The sequence below is a fragment of the Acinetobacter sp. WCHAc010052 genome, from assembly GCF_002165295.2.
GTDB lineage: Bacteria > Pseudomonadota > Gammaproteobacteria > Pseudomonadales > Moraxellaceae > Acinetobacter > Acinetobacter chinensis.
The window spans coordinates 148,713-164,362 of sequence record NZ_CP032143.1; the positions used below are offsets into that span (position 1 = coordinate 148,713).

Genomic DNA, 15,650 nt, shown 5'->3' on the forward strand with positions numbered 1-15,650 from the left:
AGTAAATTATGTCCCCGACTATTCCTGCTGAACAAGCAAAAAAATTAATTAAAATTCCTGAAATGCGCCGAATCAAACACATTCATTTTGTGGGGATTGGTGGGGCAGGTATGTGCGGTATTGCTGAAGTACTGAAAAACCAGGGGTACAAGGTTTCGGGTTCAGATATCAAAGCATCAAAAACCACGGCTCAGCTTGAAGAAAATGATATCCGTGTACACATTGGTCATACCGCTGACAATATTAAAGGGGCAAATGTACTGGTTGTTTCCACAGCGATTGATCCTGAAAACCCAGAAATAAAAGCGGCGATTGAAAACCGTATTCCAGTGGTGCGCCGTGCAGAAATGCTGGGTGAACTGATGCGTTACCGTCATGGTATTGCAGTTGCCGGGACACACGGGAAAACCACGACGACCAGTCTTGTGACCTGTATGCTGGCAGAAGAAAACCTTGATCCGACCTATGTGATTGGTGGTCTGCTGAACCGTACCGGTGTCAATGCTGCACTGGGTGCGAGCCGTTATATTGTTGCTGAGGCAGATGAGTCAGATGCATCATTCCTGCACCTTGAGCCAATGGCAGCAATCGTGACCAATATTGATGCAGATCATATGGATACTTATGGTGGCAGCTTTGATGTGCTGAAAGACACATTTGTCAAATTTCTGCAAAAAATGCCGTTTTACGGTCTGGCTGTTGTCTGTGGTGATGATGCCAATATCCGTGAAATCATGCCACGTATCGGACGTCCGTTACTGACTTATGGTTTTAATGAAGACAATGACATCCGTGCGGTTGATGTTGAACAGACCGGTATGCAATCACACTTTACGGTATTGCGTAAAGGACGTGAGCCATTACGTCTGACCATTAACCTGCCAGGTCTGCACAATATTTTAAATGCACTGGCTGCAATTGGTGTTGCGACAGATGAAGGTGTTTCTGACGCTGCCATTGCCCGTGCGCTTGAAAGTTTCAGTGGTGTGGGACGTCGTTTCCAGGTTCAGGGTGAGTTTGAACTGGACGGTGGCAATGTCAAACTGGTGGATGATTACGGTCATCACCCTAAAGAGGTGGAAGCAACCATTAAGGCTGCCCGCGCAAGCCATCCAGACCGTCGTCTGGTCATGATGTTCCAGCCGCACCGTTTCAGTCGTACCCGTGACTGTTTTGATGATTTTGTGGATGTATTGTCACAGGTTGATCAGTTGCTGTTGCTTGAGGTATATCCTGCGGGTGAAAAGCCGATTGTGGGAGCTGACAGTCGTGCTTTGGCAAGAAGCATCCGTTTACGGGGTGAGGTTGAGCCAATTTTACTCGATCCGGTTGAAGGTAACATTCAGAGTGTCATGAAAAAAGTGTTGCAGGCAAACGATCTGCTGTTGACACAGGGTGCAGGTAATGTGGGTGCAATTTCAGTGGAACTTACTCAGCATAACCTCTATTTAAAATAATTGAGCTGAGCTTGGATTTAACCCGTTTTTAAAGATTTAAGGATAAAAAATGTCAAATGCTTCAAAATTCGGCAAAGTTGCAGTGCTGTTGGGTGGTAAGTCGGCTGAACGTGAAGTTTCACTGGCAAGTGGTCAGGCAGTGCTTGAGGCACTGCTGCGTTCTGGCGTAAATGCAGAAGGTTTTGATCCTCAGGAACGCAGTATTACTGAACTGGTCAATTTTGACCGTGCTTTTATTGTACTGCATGGTCGTGGTGGTGAAGACGGTCAGATTCAGGGTGCGCTTGAGTGGCTGAATCTGCCATATACCGGCACTGGTGTTCAGGGTTCTGCTATTGGCATGGATAAAGTCAAAACCAAACAGATCTGGCAGGGTTCTGAGCTTCCAACAGCACCATATCGCATTGTTGGCAAAGACACAGACCTGAATGAAGTGGTCAGTGTACTTGGTTTGCCATTGATTATTAAACCTGTGCATGAAGGTTCAAGCGTGGGTATGAGCAAGGTAGAAAAAGCAGAAGACCTTGCTGCAGCAATTGAAAAAGCAACGAAACATGATGCCGTTGTTATGGCTGAAAAATGGATTACAGGTCGTGAATATACGATTTCATTCCTGAACGGTCAGCCATTGCCTGTGATTCGTCTTCAGCCACCGGCTGACGTTGCATTTTACGATTATGAAGCAAAATATAACCGTGATGATGTTCAGTACGGTATTCCATGTGGTCTGGAAAAAGCTGAAGAAGAGCAGCTTCAGGCATTGTGCCAGCGTGCATTTAATGCAGTGGGTGCAAGTGGCTGGGGACGTATTGATGCCATGCGTGATGAACAGGGCAATTTCTGGTTGCTGGAAGTAAATACAGTTCCAGGTATGACCAGTCATTCTCTGGTGCCGAAAGCGGCTCAGGCGGTTGGATACAGCTTCGATGAGCTTTGTGTTGCGATTCTTGAGCAGACCTTAGCGGAAAAAGTTCACTGATTTATGGCTCAGCTTCCTGCATCCATGCGCCGAAAAAAGGCAGCAATCACCTCCATTCATGACAAGCCTCCGACACGTGGAGAAAAGCTTGCCAATGCAGGTGGGTGGTTATTGATGCTGATTGCATTCGTTGTACTTGCATTGGGTGTGTATGCTCTGTATCAGGTCATGACGGATGCCCGGGTTGCAGAACTGAATGTTGTGGGAAGCCGTTCGGATGAGGAAGCGCAGCAGGTGATCAAACTTGTATCGCCTGCGGTACAGCATAATTACTTCACCTCTGATCTTGAGCAGATCCGTGATAAAACGCTTGAGATTTCATGGGTGGATCGGGTTGTGGTTTCCAGGGCTTGGCCAAATGCCATTAAAGTCAGGGTTATGCCGAAGCATGCCATTGCCCGCTGGGGTACAGGACGGCTGTTAAGTGACAGTGGTGATGTATTTTCAGAAGTAAAACCTAAAAATTATCAGAATTTACCGTTACTGCATGGTCCTGTGCATCAGTCAAAAATGATGATGCGCCGTTATCATGAAATTAATCAGTTATTTCAACCAGTGAATATTCGTCTAAAAGAATTATATCTAACAGACCGAATGACCTGGTTTATGCAGTTTGACTCTGGTTTGCGTGTTATCGTGGATCAGGATCAGACGATGAGTAAATTGCAGCGCATGAGCCATCTTGCGCAAAGCGATTTAAAACCGGTGTGGCCTCTGATTTCCTCAATAGACCTGCGGTACCGCAACGGTCTGGCAATACAGTGGAAAAATGGGCTGCCACCAAAAATTGTCAATGGTCACTTTGTTGTAACGATTAGTGACACAGGCATTGCGGATGGAAGAACGGCAAAGCCATAATACCTGGCTTTATAACATAGGCGTTAAGCCATAAATTAAACAGAAATGTAATGGTAGTGAATAATGAATGAAGCTGTTCCCTCAGTTGTTGCGATTGACATTGGGACACACAAAGTTTCAGTTTTGATTGGCAAGGTACACGCTCCGGACAACATCCAGGTGATCGGGATGGCGACTGCGCGTAACCGGGGCATGAGTAAAGGAAAAATTGTCAGTCTTGATAAAGTCATTACAGCTATAAAAAATGCCGTGCAGGAAGCGGAAGATATGGCTGAATGTCGTGTGCATTCTGCCTGGGTATCCATTCCGAGTGCGGAACTGAAAAGTTTTTATGCATCTGGACGTACTCCAATTGACAACAGTGACCATTCTATTTCCACCAGTGAAGTGGTACGTGCTCTTGAGCTTGCCAAAGCCAGCCATGTGACTTCAGACCATTACCTGGTCAGTGCAGTTCCACTGGGTTTTGATCTGGATGATTCTGGTGAATGGGTACAGAATCCGGTCAGAATGTCTGCACACAGCATGACGGGGCATTATCAGCTGATGATGCTGCCGATCAGCACCATGCAGAATCTGGACCGTGCCATGAAAGGCGCAAATATCAGTGTTGAAAAAATGGTGGTTTCCAGCCTGGCGACCGCTGAAGCAAGTCTGTTGAAAGATGAAAAAGAATATGGCGTCTGCCTGGTGGATATCGGTGCAGGAACAACAAATATAGCCGTGTATCTGGATGGGCGACTGGCGTTTGCACACACCTTACAGCGTGGTGGTGAGCATGTCACACGTGATATTGCAGCAGTACTGCAGACCACAACAGAAGAAGCGGAACGGATTAAACTGCTGTACGGCTGCGTAGACCTTAAAGTGGTCAAGCCGGATCACATGATTCAGATTCAGGGAATCGATGGACCTCAGACCATCAGCCGTATTGAACTGACAGAAATTATTATTGCCCGTTACGAAGAAATCTTTGGGCAGGTGCGTGAAGAACTGGAGAAAAGTGGTGCCATTCATGGGCTTTATCATGGTGTGGTACTGACCGGTGATGCCTGCCAGATCGAAGGGATGATCAGCCTGGTCAGAAAAATGCTGGGTGTTTCTGCACACCTGGGCAATCCGCCATTACAGATCAGTGCAGATGATCAGCACCTGGCCGCATTGAGACGTTCACAGTATGCAACTGCGGCAGGACTGCTGCTGTTCAGTCAGAGTGAAACTCAGGAAGCGGTTGTTGAACCGGAAGATACCGATCATTTATCCTTTGTGAAACGGATTGGACGGGCATGGTCAGGGTTAAATGAGAAACTGAAATCAGTTTTTTAGATTAATTTTTTAGGGAATATTGTTTGTAAGATGTACGTCAGACGACTTGGACTTGACAAGCCTTGAGTTGAACAGCATCCTAAAACACAATTTTTTTGTTTATTAAGATCAAGGCAGTATACGGGCGAGCAGTTTCTGCCAGAGATGAATTAGGAAGTCCAAAGGTCATGGCCTCATTTGAATTTTTAGAAGATGATCAGAACGATAGCAACGGTCAAGCCCGTTTCACTGTATTCGGTGTAGGTGGTGCTGGTGGTAATGCCGTACAGCACATGCTTGAGTCTGATATTCAGGGTGTAAAGTTTGTCTGTGCAAATACGGATAAACAGGCCCTTGATCGTATGAATGCTCAGTTCAAGATTCAGCTGGGTGAGCAAAGCACCCGTGGTCTGGGTGCGGGTGCCAATCCTCAGGTAGGACAGGCAGCAGCAGAAGAAAGCCGTGAACTGATCCGCCAGCACCTGGAAGGTACGGATATGGTTTTTGTGACTGCCGGTATGGGTGGTGGTACAGGTACAGGTGCCGCGCCAGTCGTTGCTGAAATTGCGAAAGAAATGGGGATTCTGACCGTTGGTGTTGTCACTACGCCGTTTAACTTTGAAGGTAAGCGTCGTCAGCAGTCTGCGGAAAAGGGTATTGAAGCACTTGAAGCGCATGTTGATTCCCTGATTATTATTCCAAACCAGCGACTGCTTAAAGTTTTCCGTGATATTTCAATGAAAGATGCCTATAAAAAGGCAGATGATGTGTTACTGAATGCGGTGCGCAGTATCTTTGATCTTGTGGTTCGCCCAGGTCATATCAACCTTGACTTCGCCGATCTGAAAACTGCAATGAGTACCCGTGGTTATGCCATGATGGGTGTGGGCAGTGGACGTGGTGAAACACGTGCACGTCAGGCAGCTGAGCAGGCAATCCGCAGTCCGTTACTGGATAATGTCACGATCATGAATGCAAAAGGGATTCTGATCAATGTCACTGGTGGCGATGATGTGACTTTCGGTGAAATTGAAGAAATTACCGATGTAGTCAATCAGATTGTTGATCTGGATGAAGGTCAGGTATTCTACGGTACAGTATTTGATCCAGATGCACGTGATGAAATCAGTGTGACAGTGATTGCAACAGGTCTGACCCGTAATTCAGCAGATTCAGCAGAGCCTGCGAAACGTCCTTCGGCACATGTAAACCACAGTTCTGCACCTCAAAATACCGCTGAAGATGATGATGTACCTGCTATTCAGCGTCAGCAGGCAGACAGTGCGCCAGCTGCAAATACAGGCAGTTCAGCAGGGACTTCGCGTCCAACACCAATGAGTATTCAGGATTATCTGAAAAATCAGCAAAGAAAATAAACACTGATCTTTTATAAATCAGTGTTTTATATATAAAAGGTAGTAGCAATACTACCTTTTTGTTTTTTATCAATGGCTAAATATGCTAACGTATAGCAGTTTTGGAGCAGATGAAAGAAAACGCATGTTGAAACAGAGAACCTTACAGCGTGTAGTGAAAGCCAGTGGTATTGGTCTTCACAGTGGGCAGAAAGTTATGATCAACTTTGTGCCACATCATGTTGATGGGGGAATTGTGTTTCGTCGCATTGACCTGAATCCACCTGTGGATATTCATGCTGATGCCATGCTGATTCAGGAAGCATTTATGTGTTCAAACCTGGTTCAGGAAAGTGCCAAGGTTGGGACAATCGAACATGTGATGAGTGCTATTGCTGGCTTGGGAATTGATAACCTGATCATAGAGGTATCTGCTTCCGAAGTCCCAATTATGGATGGCAGTGCTGGACCATTTATTTATCTGTTGATGCAGGGAGGTCTTGCCGAACAGGATGCTCCGAAAAAATTTATCAGAATATTAAAACCTGTAGAAGCACTGATTGATGATAAGCGTGCAGTTTTTGTACCTCATCAGGGCTTTCAGCTGAACTTCACCATTGATTTTGATCATCCCGCATTTAAAAAAGAATATCAGTCTGCAACCATTGATTTCTCGACAGAGACTTTTGTTTACGAAGTCAGTGGAGCACGTACTTTTGGCTTCATGAAAGATCTGGATTATCTGAAAGCCAATAATCTGGCGTTAGGTGCAAGCCTGGATAATGCTGTTGGTCTGGATGATACCGGCGTCGTCAATGAAGAAGGTTTACGCTTTTCAGACGAATTTGTACGCCATAAAATTCTGGATGCGGTTGGTGATCTGTATCTGCTTGGGCACCAGATTATTGCCCGCTTTGATGGTTATAAATCTGGACATGCTTTAAACAATCAGTTGTTGCGCAATGTCAAAAGCGACCCATCCAGCTATGAAATTGTAACATTTAATGACACATCTGAATGTCCAATTCCTTATGTAAGTGTGACTTAAGTTGTTGTCTTTATAAGGTTGTGTTACAGGGTGATAAATAAAAACGATAAATTAATCACGTTTTATTGGTGAGTTATTATTTTAAAAATCACGCTGTTTACTTTTTATTTCTTGCCAAACGACGCAATGCCTGGCTAAGCTTAGGGTCGTTCACAAAGTCAGCAGCACCATGCAGCATGTCCTGGGTTTCCTGATCAAGTGGAGTTGCAGGGATATCTGATTTAGGGCTTGCCTTAGGCTGAAATCTTAACCTGACCTGTATTTTATGCAGATCATGTAATTCATCTATTTGTGACAATACAGAAATATACTGTTTCTGAAGATAACCGAGCTGACTGATCATTGCCTGATTTTCACCCGTTAACGTCAGAATACCGTGTTGATAACAAACAACCTGCCATTGCTCTGGTTGGGGCAGCAAGGGTTGAATAATTTTTGTAAGTTTCTGCCACGCAGTCACTTGCTTTGAAAGAAACGTTAAGTTTCCTGTTTTTATGTGTTTTCTTGTTTGCTGAAACGGATTGACGGGTTCTGACATACATTGTTCCTTCATGTTTATGTCTTAATCTTAAGCCCAGTTTTCAGTGGATATCAAGGAAGAGATCACGCAAGGAAATTTTGAGTAAGAACAGTTTAAGAGGTTTTTTATGCATTTGCGACGTATTTTACTGGCATTTTCTTTTGCAGCATCAGCTGCGTCTGTAGCTTTTGCCGATCTGGTTCAACTTGATGCAGCAACAGCGAATGGCAGTTCAGAAGATCGTCTTGAACAGCTGACAAAAACACTGGCATCAGGTTCTTATGCTGAAGTTGAGGATATTGAAATTCCAGCAACTTCAAAAATGTCTGTTCAGCTGCGTGAAAAACCTGTTGAACTGAATAATGAAAGTATTGAAAAGAAATATGGCAGATCTGCCGTCAGTTATTCTTCCTCAAATCCGTATTCGTGGCTGGTTGCCCATCCTTTACCTGATATGAAGCGTGTCAGCTCAAACTATGGTGGTCGTACCATGGGCGGCCGTGCTGAAAACCATTCGGGTCTGGACATGTCTGCGCCAAGTGGCACACCTATTTATGCGACAGGTCCTGGTATCGTAACCAAGTCAGGTTGGGGTACAGGTTATGGTCAGTATGTTGAAATTAATCATGGTAATGGTTATATCACCCGTTATGCGCACGCATCTCGCCTGATTGCCCGTGTTGGTGATCGTGTGGACGCTGGTGAGCAGATTGCCAATGTAGGCTGTACAGGTCGCTGTACAGGTCCTCATCTTCATTATGAAGTAGTGAAGGATGGTCAGCGTAAGAATCCAGCGACCTACCTGGCTATGCTGCCTTAAGTTCACAGCTTATATCATTCAGATAAATTTAATCTGTACAGAAAACCGCCTTTATTGGCGGTTTTTTGTGTTCTTGTGTAAGAAATAGTCATTGGGTATTTATTTTCTAAATAATGCTGTCATGCTCTATTCAGCTATAGCGATAACTTCATACCCCCGGAATATGGTACATATATAAAATAAAATTTGGTAAGGAACAGGTGAATTATGGCGTTTTACGGTGATACTGACGCGCAGGAAACACAGGAATGGCAAGATGCCTTTGATTCAGTTTTACAGCACATGGGGACAGAGCGAGCGGCTTTTCTGTTGGAAAAGCTGTATCAGCAGGCAATTGCAAAGCATGTTCCTATTCAGCGACTGAATACTCCTTACTTAAATACGATTTCGGTAGAAGAGTCTCCTGCCATGCCTGGCGATCAGGATATGGAGCGCCGTATTCGCGCCCTGATCCGTTGGAATGCGCTGGCGATGGTACTGCGTGCTAACAGAACAGGCGATGACCTGGGCGGGCACCTTGCAAGTTTTGCGTCTTCTGCAACATTGTACGATGTAGGTTTTAACCATTTCTTCCGTGCCAACAGCGACAGCTTTGGCGGTGACATGATCTATTACCAGGGGCACTGTGCACCGGGTATTTATGCACGTTCATTTCTGGAAGGTCGTTTAACTGAAGATCAGCTCAACAATTTCCGTCGCGAAGTCGGTGGTCAGGGGCTTTCAAGTTATCCGCACCCATATCTGATGCCTGATTACTGGCAGTTCCCAACGGTATCCATGGGTCTGGGTCCAATCATGTCGATCTATCAGGCACATATTCAGAAGTATCTGATGAACCGTGGTCTGGTCAAAGAAGAAGACCGTAAAGTCTGGGCTTACCTGGGCGATGGTGAAATGGATGAGCCGGAAAGCCTCGGTGCAATTTCACTGGCAGGTCGTGAAAAGCTGGATAACCTGATCTGGGTGGTGAACTGTAACCTGCAGCGTTTAGATGGCCCTGTTCGTGGTAATGGTAAAATTATTCAGGAACTTGAGTCTGTCTTCCGTGGTGCAGGTTGGCGTGTGATTAAAGTGGTGTGGGGACGTCACTGGGACTCCTTACTCGACAAAGATACGACAGGTGCGCTGAAATCCCGTATGGAAGAAGCGGTGGATGGTGATTATCAGCGTTACCAGGTGAAAGGTGGTGCATACACCCGTGAGAAATTCTTTGGGCAATATCCTGAAACTGCGGAAATGGTGAAAAACCTCAGTGATGAAGATATTGATAACCTGAACCGTGGTGGTCATGACCCATACAAAGTGTATGCAGCTTATGCAGCAGCCATGACAAGTAATGGTCAGCCTACTGTGATTCTGGCGAAGACAGTCAAAGGTTATGGCCTGTCAGATGAAATTGAAGCGGTCAATAAAACGCATCAGATCAAAAAAATGCAGATTGATTCGTTGAAATACGTCCGCGACCGTTTCAACCTGCCATTTACAGATGATCAGCTACAGGACGTTCCTCTTTATCGTCCAAGTGAAAATTCACCTGAAATAAAATACATGAAAGCGCGTCGTGAGAGTCTGGGTGGTTATTTACCTGCACGTCGTAAAGAAAGTGAAGCACTTGCGATTCCTGAGCTTTCTGCTTTTGATGCTGTGCTCAAAGGCAGTGCAGGTAAAGAACAGTCCACCACGATGGTCATGGTTCGTTTAATTGCAGCATTGCTGAAAGATAAAGCGATTAAAGACCGTGTTGTACCGATCGTTCCGGATGAAGCACGTACTTTCGGTCTGGAAGGTATGTTCCGTCAGCTGGGTATTTATGCTGCACATGGTCAGAAATATACGCCTGAAGACCAGGAACAGCTGATGAACTACCGTGAAGCCAAAGATGGTCACATGCTTCAGGAAGGGATTAACGAAGCCGGTGCAATGAGTGCCTGGTCTGCTTTGGGTACCAGTTATTCAACCAATAACCTGCCAATGATTCCGATGTACATGTATTACTCCATGTTCGGTTTCCAGCGTATCGGTGATATTGCATGGGCGGCAGGGGATTCACAGGCTCAGGGCTTCTTACTGGGCGCAACTGCAGGTCGTACGACCTTGAACGGTGAAGGTCTGCAGCATCAGGACGGTCATTCGCATATTCTGGCAAACACCATTCCAAACTGTGTGTCTTATGACCCATGCTTCGGTTATGAGCTGGCTGTGATTGTGCATGACGGTTTACAGCGTATGTATGTGAATCAGGAGCGTGTGTTCTATTATCTGACTGTGATGAACGAAAACTACGAGCATCCTGAAATGCCAGAAGGCGTGGAAGAAGGCATTAAGCGTGGTATGTATCAGCTGGAGCAGGACAGTAAAGCAACGGTTCAGTTACTGGGCTCAGGTGTGATTCTGCGTGAAGTGATCAAAGCTGCGAAAATCCTGCGTGATGAATACCAGATTCATTCCAATGTATGGAGTGTAACGAGCTATAACGAACTGGCACGTGATGGTATGGCTGTTGAAGAATATAATCGCCTGCATCCGCTGGAAGATGGTAAAGAAAGCTGGGTGTCTCAGCAGTTGCGTGGTACTGACGGTATTGTGGTTTCTGCAACCGATCATATGCGTGCTTACAGCGAACAGATCCGTGCTTATCTGCCAGACAGCCGTCCATTTGTGGCATTGGGTACAGACGGTTATGGCCGTTCAGATACCCGTGGCAACCTGCGCAGTTACTTCGGTGTGGATGCAGCACATATTGTTGTTGCGACACTGAAAAAACTGGCTGATGAAGGTGAGGTGGATGCCCGCCTGGTGAAAGATGCTATTTCGAGTTTTGAACTGGATGTAGACCGTCCTGTTGCATGGTTACCGCAGGCGCATCCTTCAGTACAGGAAGTTGCAGCTTATGCTGAACCAGCTGAGGAGAAATAATCATGCAAATTAAAACTCCTGATATTGGTGTGGACAAAGCCACCGTTGCAGAAATACTAGTCAAAGTAGGCGATACAATTGCTGTGGATGACAGTATTGTCCTGCTTGAGTCAGATAAAGCTTCAGTTGAAGTACCCAGTACTGTGGCGGGTGTGGTGAAAAGTATTGCGGTATCCGAAGGAGATGAAGTCTCTGAAGGTGCTGTGCTGGTTGAGGTTGAATCTGCTGATGCCGCAGTTGCAAATGAAGCACCTGCTCCAGAAGCAACTCAGGAAGTTGCAGCTGAAACAGTAAAAGCTGAACCTGTAGCTGAAGCAAAAGCACCTGTAACTGCGTCAGCATCGGCACAGGTTGTGGATGTTAAAGTCCCTGATATTGGTGTGGAAAAAGCACTGGTTGGAGAGATTCTGGTTCAGGTTGGTGATGAAATTGCCGTAGATGACAGCATTGTTGTGGTTGAATCCGACAAAGCAACAGTTGAAGTTCCAAGCACAGTTGCGGGTACTGTTGAGAGTATTAGCGTCAAAGAAGGGGATACGGTCAAAGAAGGTGTGGTGCTGATTACAGTTAAAACAGCTTCGGCGGGTAATGAGACTACTCAGCCTGTGTCTACACCTGCAGAGCAGGCATCTGCACCGGTTGCAGAAGTGAAACAGGAACAGCCAGCATCTGCTCAGGCTGGTTCTGTGGATGTCACAGTGCCTGATCTGGGCGTGGATAAAGCTACCGTTTCAGAAATACTGGTGAAAGTCGGTGATCAGGTTGAAAAAGACCAGAGTCTGGTGGTTGCGGAGTCTGATAAAGCTTCTGTTGAAGTGCCAAGTACCGTGGCAGGTGTGGTCAAAGCCATTCATGTCGAGCTGAATCAGTCGGTATCACAGGGTGCAGCACTGGTGACTGTTGAGGCTCAGGGTAGTGCAGTTGCGGAAAAACCGCAGCCAGCCCCAGCTGAGAAAAAATCTGAACCTGTTGCAGCTAAAACTGCTGAAACACAGCCTGCAGTGAAGACTGATGTATCAGCACCTGCGCAGACTGAAAAACTCAGCAAAGAACAGCAGGCTGAAAATGCCAAAGTGTATGCGGGTCCTGCGGTGCGTAAACTGGCGCGTGAACTTGGTGTTGTTCTGGCTCAGGTCAAAGCATCCGGTCCACATGAACGTCTGATGAAAGACGATGTCTTTGCTTATGTCAAAGGTCGTCTGACTGCACCACAGGCGACAGCTGTTGCTGCGGCAGCACCTGTTGCATCAGGTTTACCGTCATTGCCTGATTTCAGCACATTTGGTGGTGGTGAAGTTGCACCAATGACCCGTCTTCAGCAGGTCTCTGTACCCCAGCTGTCACTGAATAACTTTATTCCACAGGTCACTCAGTTTGATCTGGCTGATATTACTGAGCTTGAAGCATGGCGTAGTGAGCTGAAAGGCAAATTCAAACAGGATGGCATCAGCTTAACCATTCTGGCTTTCATTGCTAAAGCGGTGGCATTCCTGCTTAAAGAAGAGCCGTATTTTGCAGGTCATCTGGCAGATGATCAGAAAGGCGTACTGTTACGTAACGAAATTCACATGGGGATTGCTGTAGCAACACCAGATGGACTGACCGTACCGGTGCTGCGTAATCCTGATCAGAAGTCGATTAAACAGATCGCAATTGAACTCGGCGAGCTGAGTAAAAAAGCACGCGATAAGAAACTTTCACCGAAAGACTTACAGGGTGCAAACTTTACTATCACCAGCCTCGGCTCGATTGGTGGTACAGCATTTACCCCATTGGTGAACTGGCCTCAGGTGGCAATTCTGGGGATTTCTCCTGCGACTATGCAACCGGTATGGAATGGTGAAGGTTTTGATCCGAAGCTGATGTTGCCATTGTCCCTGTCATACGATCACCGCGTGATTAATGGTGCGGATGCAGCCCGTTTTACCAATAAACTGGCGAAACTGCTGGCAGACATCCGTAATATTCTGCTTTAAGTCTGTCTGGACTGTTTGATTAAAAACCTGCTTCGGCAGGTTTTTTCTTTTTTTAAGAAGAGATGCTTTTCTGGATGAATTTCATTGTAATGTCATACCAAGCCATTTAGAATGGACGTACTTCATTGGGGAGTAGCCGCTTTTTACGATCAGTAAAAAGGTGATGGTCAACATAATTGCTCAACAGAGCATGGTCATCATAGCAAAGAACCAATCCAGCTTTTCCAAAGCTTTTCTTTTGTTGGCAAGACCTTTGATTTATCACTCTGCAGATATGGCTGGCAGGAGGGATAAGTCATCGGTAATTTTTGCTGGCCAGAGAAAGACATCATGCATGAATTTCTGATTTCCACTGCAATTGTGGCACTTGCTGAAATGGGTGATAAAACCCAGTTACTGGCTTTATTGCTGGCGGCAAGATTTAGAAAGCCTGTTCCCATTCTTATTGCCATTCTGCTTGCAACCCTGATCAATCACGGTCTTTCTGCGGCACTGGGTCAGTTCATCACCACATTACTCAGCCCTGAAGTCATGATGTGGATTTTATCGCTTGGTTTTATTGCCATGGCGGTCTGGATGCTGATTCCGGATCAGCTGGATGATGAAACTGACAGCATTAACCACTGGCAGAAATTTGGTGTTTTTGGTGCCACATTCATTTTATTTTTTCTGGCGGAAATCGGTGATAAAACCCAGATTGCAACGGTTGCACTCGCAGCTCGTTTTGACAGCCTCTGGTGGGTCATGGCGGGTACGACGGTCGGGATGATGCTTGCCAATGCACCTGCGGTATTTATTGGAAATAAAATGGCAGACCGTTTACCGGTTTCCCTGATTCATAAGGTCGGTGCTGCAATTTTCCTGATTATCGGTATTTCCACCCTGGTTCAGCATTACCTGTTCTGACCCACAGTAAAATAACCACAGTGATCATGGTTTCGGGTCACTGTGACCTTTTTTCGACTAAAGATATTCAGAAATACTTGAAACATTCAATGTATATTTATTGTAACTTTCGCCATTTCCATTTATGTTATAAGGAATTAAAAATCCAATGTAAATAACAGATTGTCTGGGGAATTCGGAATGGCTTTTGAGCGCACTACATCGCAGGTACTTTTTGATAATGGTACGCATAAATGTATCAGTTTTACCAGCCTTGTAAAGGGCGAAGGTGTTCAGGCGAACCAGTTCCTGATTATTGACAATGAACGGGCGGCAGTACTGGATCCAGGCGGTGACCTGACCTATGTACCATTAACCATGGAACTGAATAAATATACGCGTCTGACTAACCTGGATTATGTCATGGCATCTCACCAGGACCCTGACATTATCACTTCCATGCCTCGCTGGCTTGTTTATACAGAAGCTAAAATTGTTGCTTCCAAGCTGTGGGCACGTTTCTTACCGCATCTGAATTCAGCTTTTATGAGTGACCGCATGAAAGGCAGCTGGCTGGAGCGTCTGATTGAACTGAAAGATGGTGGTCAGAGAATTCCTTTAGGCGAATCCTATATTGTTGCCGTACCTGCTCACTTCCTGCATTCAGTCGGTAATTTCCAGTTTTATGATCCGGTTGCAAAGATTCTGTTCTCAGGTGATATGGGAGCATCCATCGTGGATGATGCTTCGACACCTCTGGAAGACTTTGAATCGCATATTCCAAAAATGCGTGGTTTCCATCAGCGTTACATGTGCAACAATAAAATTATCCGTCTATGGGTGAGTATGGTTCGCAGCATGGATGTAGAGATGATTGTTCCTCAGCACGGTAATGCGTTTATTGGTCAGGAAAAAATAAACCAGTTCCTGGACTGGGTGGAAACTCTGCAGTGTGGTACAGATCTGATGGACGAATCTGTTTTCACCTGTCCAGAGTAAAAAATTAAAAAAAATCTTGTGCGGAAAAACAACATTTTTTAAGATTCCTGTCGGGAAAATTAATTTTAACGACGAGAATTTATAAGAAATGTTATCTCAGGTACCGACACAGGATGCATGTCTCAGCTGTGGCGCTTGCTGCGCTTATTTCAGGGTTTCGTTTTACTGGGCAGAGGGCATGCCAATGCCTGATTCCTATACGGAACCACTGACAGCTGTATATTCCTGCATGAAAGGTACCAATCAGAAAAACCCTCGCTGTATCGCCCTGAATGGTGAAGTGGGTCAGGCAGTCAGCTGTGGGATTTATGAAGCCAGAAGTTCTTCCTGTAAAGAAGTACAGATTGCAGATGCGCAGTGCAATAAAGCACGACGGGCACATAACATGATTCCTTTTGTTGAAGTGCTGCCTGATGACTCGGTCAATGACGAGGATTTTGATCAGGTCTGTTAAACAGCAATATAAAAAAGCAGGATGATTTCCTGCTTTTTTTATGCCTGAATTTTAATAAAAACATAAATAAATTATAAA

Annotated in this window: 13 protein-coding genes and 1 riboswitch; of the genes, 12 read left to right on the forward strand and 1 reads right to left on the reverse strand. The window is 45.5% G+C overall.

Annotated elements, in window-relative coordinates; all coding sequences use genetic code 11:
• Positions 1–8 precede the first annotated feature (8 nt).
• The 6 genes from murC to lpxC all read left to right on the forward strand — a co-directional run bounded on the left by murC (position 9) and on the right by lpxC (position 7,002).
• Positions 9–1,457 (forward strand): UDP-N-acetylmuramate--L-alanine ligase, encoded by a 1,449-nt coding sequence (gene murC, locus CDG61_RS01120; protein WP_087549745.1) that lies wholly within the window; start codon positions 9–11, stop codon positions 1,455–1,457.
• 49 nt (positions 1,458–1,506) lie between these two features.
• A complete protein-coding gene (locus CDG61_RS01125; RefSeq protein WP_087549746.1) occupies positions 1,507–2,436 on the forward strand; it encodes a D-alanine--D-alanine ligase in 930 nt (309 codons plus the stop codon).
• 3 nt (positions 2,437–2,439) lie between these two features.
• Positions 2,440–3,294 (forward strand): cell division protein FtsQ/DivIB, encoded by an 855-nt coding sequence (locus CDG61_RS01130; RefSeq protein WP_087549747.1) that lies wholly within the window; start codon positions 2,440–2,442, stop codon positions 3,292–3,294.
• 63 nt (positions 3,295–3,357) lie between these two features.
• A complete protein-coding gene (gene ftsA / locus CDG61_RS01135) occupies positions 3,358–4,620 on the forward strand; it encodes a cell division protein FtsA (RefSeq protein WP_087512020.1) in 1,263 nt (420 codons plus the stop codon).
• Positions 4,621–4,787: 167 nt separating this feature from the next.
• Positions 4,788–5,975 carry a cell division protein FtsZ gene (ftsZ, locus tag CDG61_RS01140; RefSeq protein ID WP_087549748.1) on the forward strand — a complete coding sequence of 396 codons (1,188 nt, stop codon included), beginning with the start codon at positions 4,788–4,790 and terminating at the stop codon, positions 5,973–5,975.
• Positions 5,976–6,099: 124 nt separating this feature from the next.
• A complete protein-coding gene (gene lpxC / locus CDG61_RS01145) occupies positions 6,100–7,002 on the forward strand; it encodes a UDP-3-O-acyl-N-acetylglucosamine deacetylase (protein ID WP_087512022.1) in 903 nt (300 codons plus the stop codon).
• A 97-nt stretch (positions 7,003–7,099) separates the two neighbouring features.
• Here lpxC and CDG61_RS01150 read toward each other — a convergent pair whose 3' ends face one another.
• Positions 7,100–7,540: a DUF721 domain-containing protein gene (locus CDG61_RS01150; RefSeq protein WP_087512193.1), complete on the reverse strand. Its 441-nt coding sequence runs from the start codon at positions 7,538–7,540 to the stop codon at positions 7,100–7,102.
• Between the two features lie 109 nt (positions 7,541–7,649).
• Here CDG61_RS01150 and CDG61_RS01155 point away from each other — a divergent pair, with 109 nt between their 5' ends.
• The 6 genes from CDG61_RS01155 (at position 7,650) to CDG61_RS01180 (ending at position 15,572) form a co-directional block, all read left to right on the forward strand.
• Positions 7,650–8,342, forward strand: a complete 693-nt coding sequence (locus tag CDG61_RS01155) for a M23 family metallopeptidase (protein WP_087512023.1) — start codon at positions 7,650–7,652, stop codon at positions 8,340–8,342.
• 207 nt (positions 8,343–8,549) lie between these two features.
• Entirely contained in the window at positions 8,550–11,258 is a 2,709-nt protein-coding gene (gene aceE, locus CDG61_RS01160; protein WP_087549749.1) for a pyruvate dehydrogenase (acetyl-transferring), homodimeric type, read from the forward strand.
• A gap of 2 nt (positions 11,259–11,260) precedes the next feature.
• Complete coding sequence (locus CDG61_RS01165; protein WP_087549750.1) at positions 11,261–13,234, forward strand: 2-oxo acid dehydrogenase subunit E2; 1,974 nt, start codon at positions 11,261–11,263, stop codon at positions 13,232–13,234.
• Positions 13,235–13,349: 115 nt separating this feature from the next.
• Positions 13,350–13,547: riboswitch (yybP-ykoY riboswitch) on the forward strand.
• 17 nt (positions 13,548–13,564) lie between these two features.
• The gene (locus CDG61_RS01170) at positions 13,565–14,140 is read left to right on the forward strand and encodes a TMEM165/GDT1 family protein (protein ID WP_087549752.1); all 576 of its coding nucleotides are present in this window, start codon (positions 13,565–13,567) and stop codon (positions 14,138–14,140) included.
• 180 nt (positions 14,141–14,320) lie between these two features.
• Positions 14,321–15,118: an MBL fold metallo-hydrolase gene (locus CDG61_RS01175; RefSeq protein ID WP_087512027.1), complete on the forward strand. Its 798-nt coding sequence runs from the start codon at positions 14,321–14,323 to the stop codon at positions 15,116–15,118.
• Positions 15,119–15,206: 88 nt separating this feature from the next.
• A complete protein-coding gene (locus CDG61_RS01180) occupies positions 15,207–15,572 on the forward strand; it encodes a YkgJ family cysteine cluster protein (protein ID WP_087549753.1) in 366 nt (121 codons plus the stop codon).
• Positions 15,573–15,650: the final 78 nt, after the last annotated feature.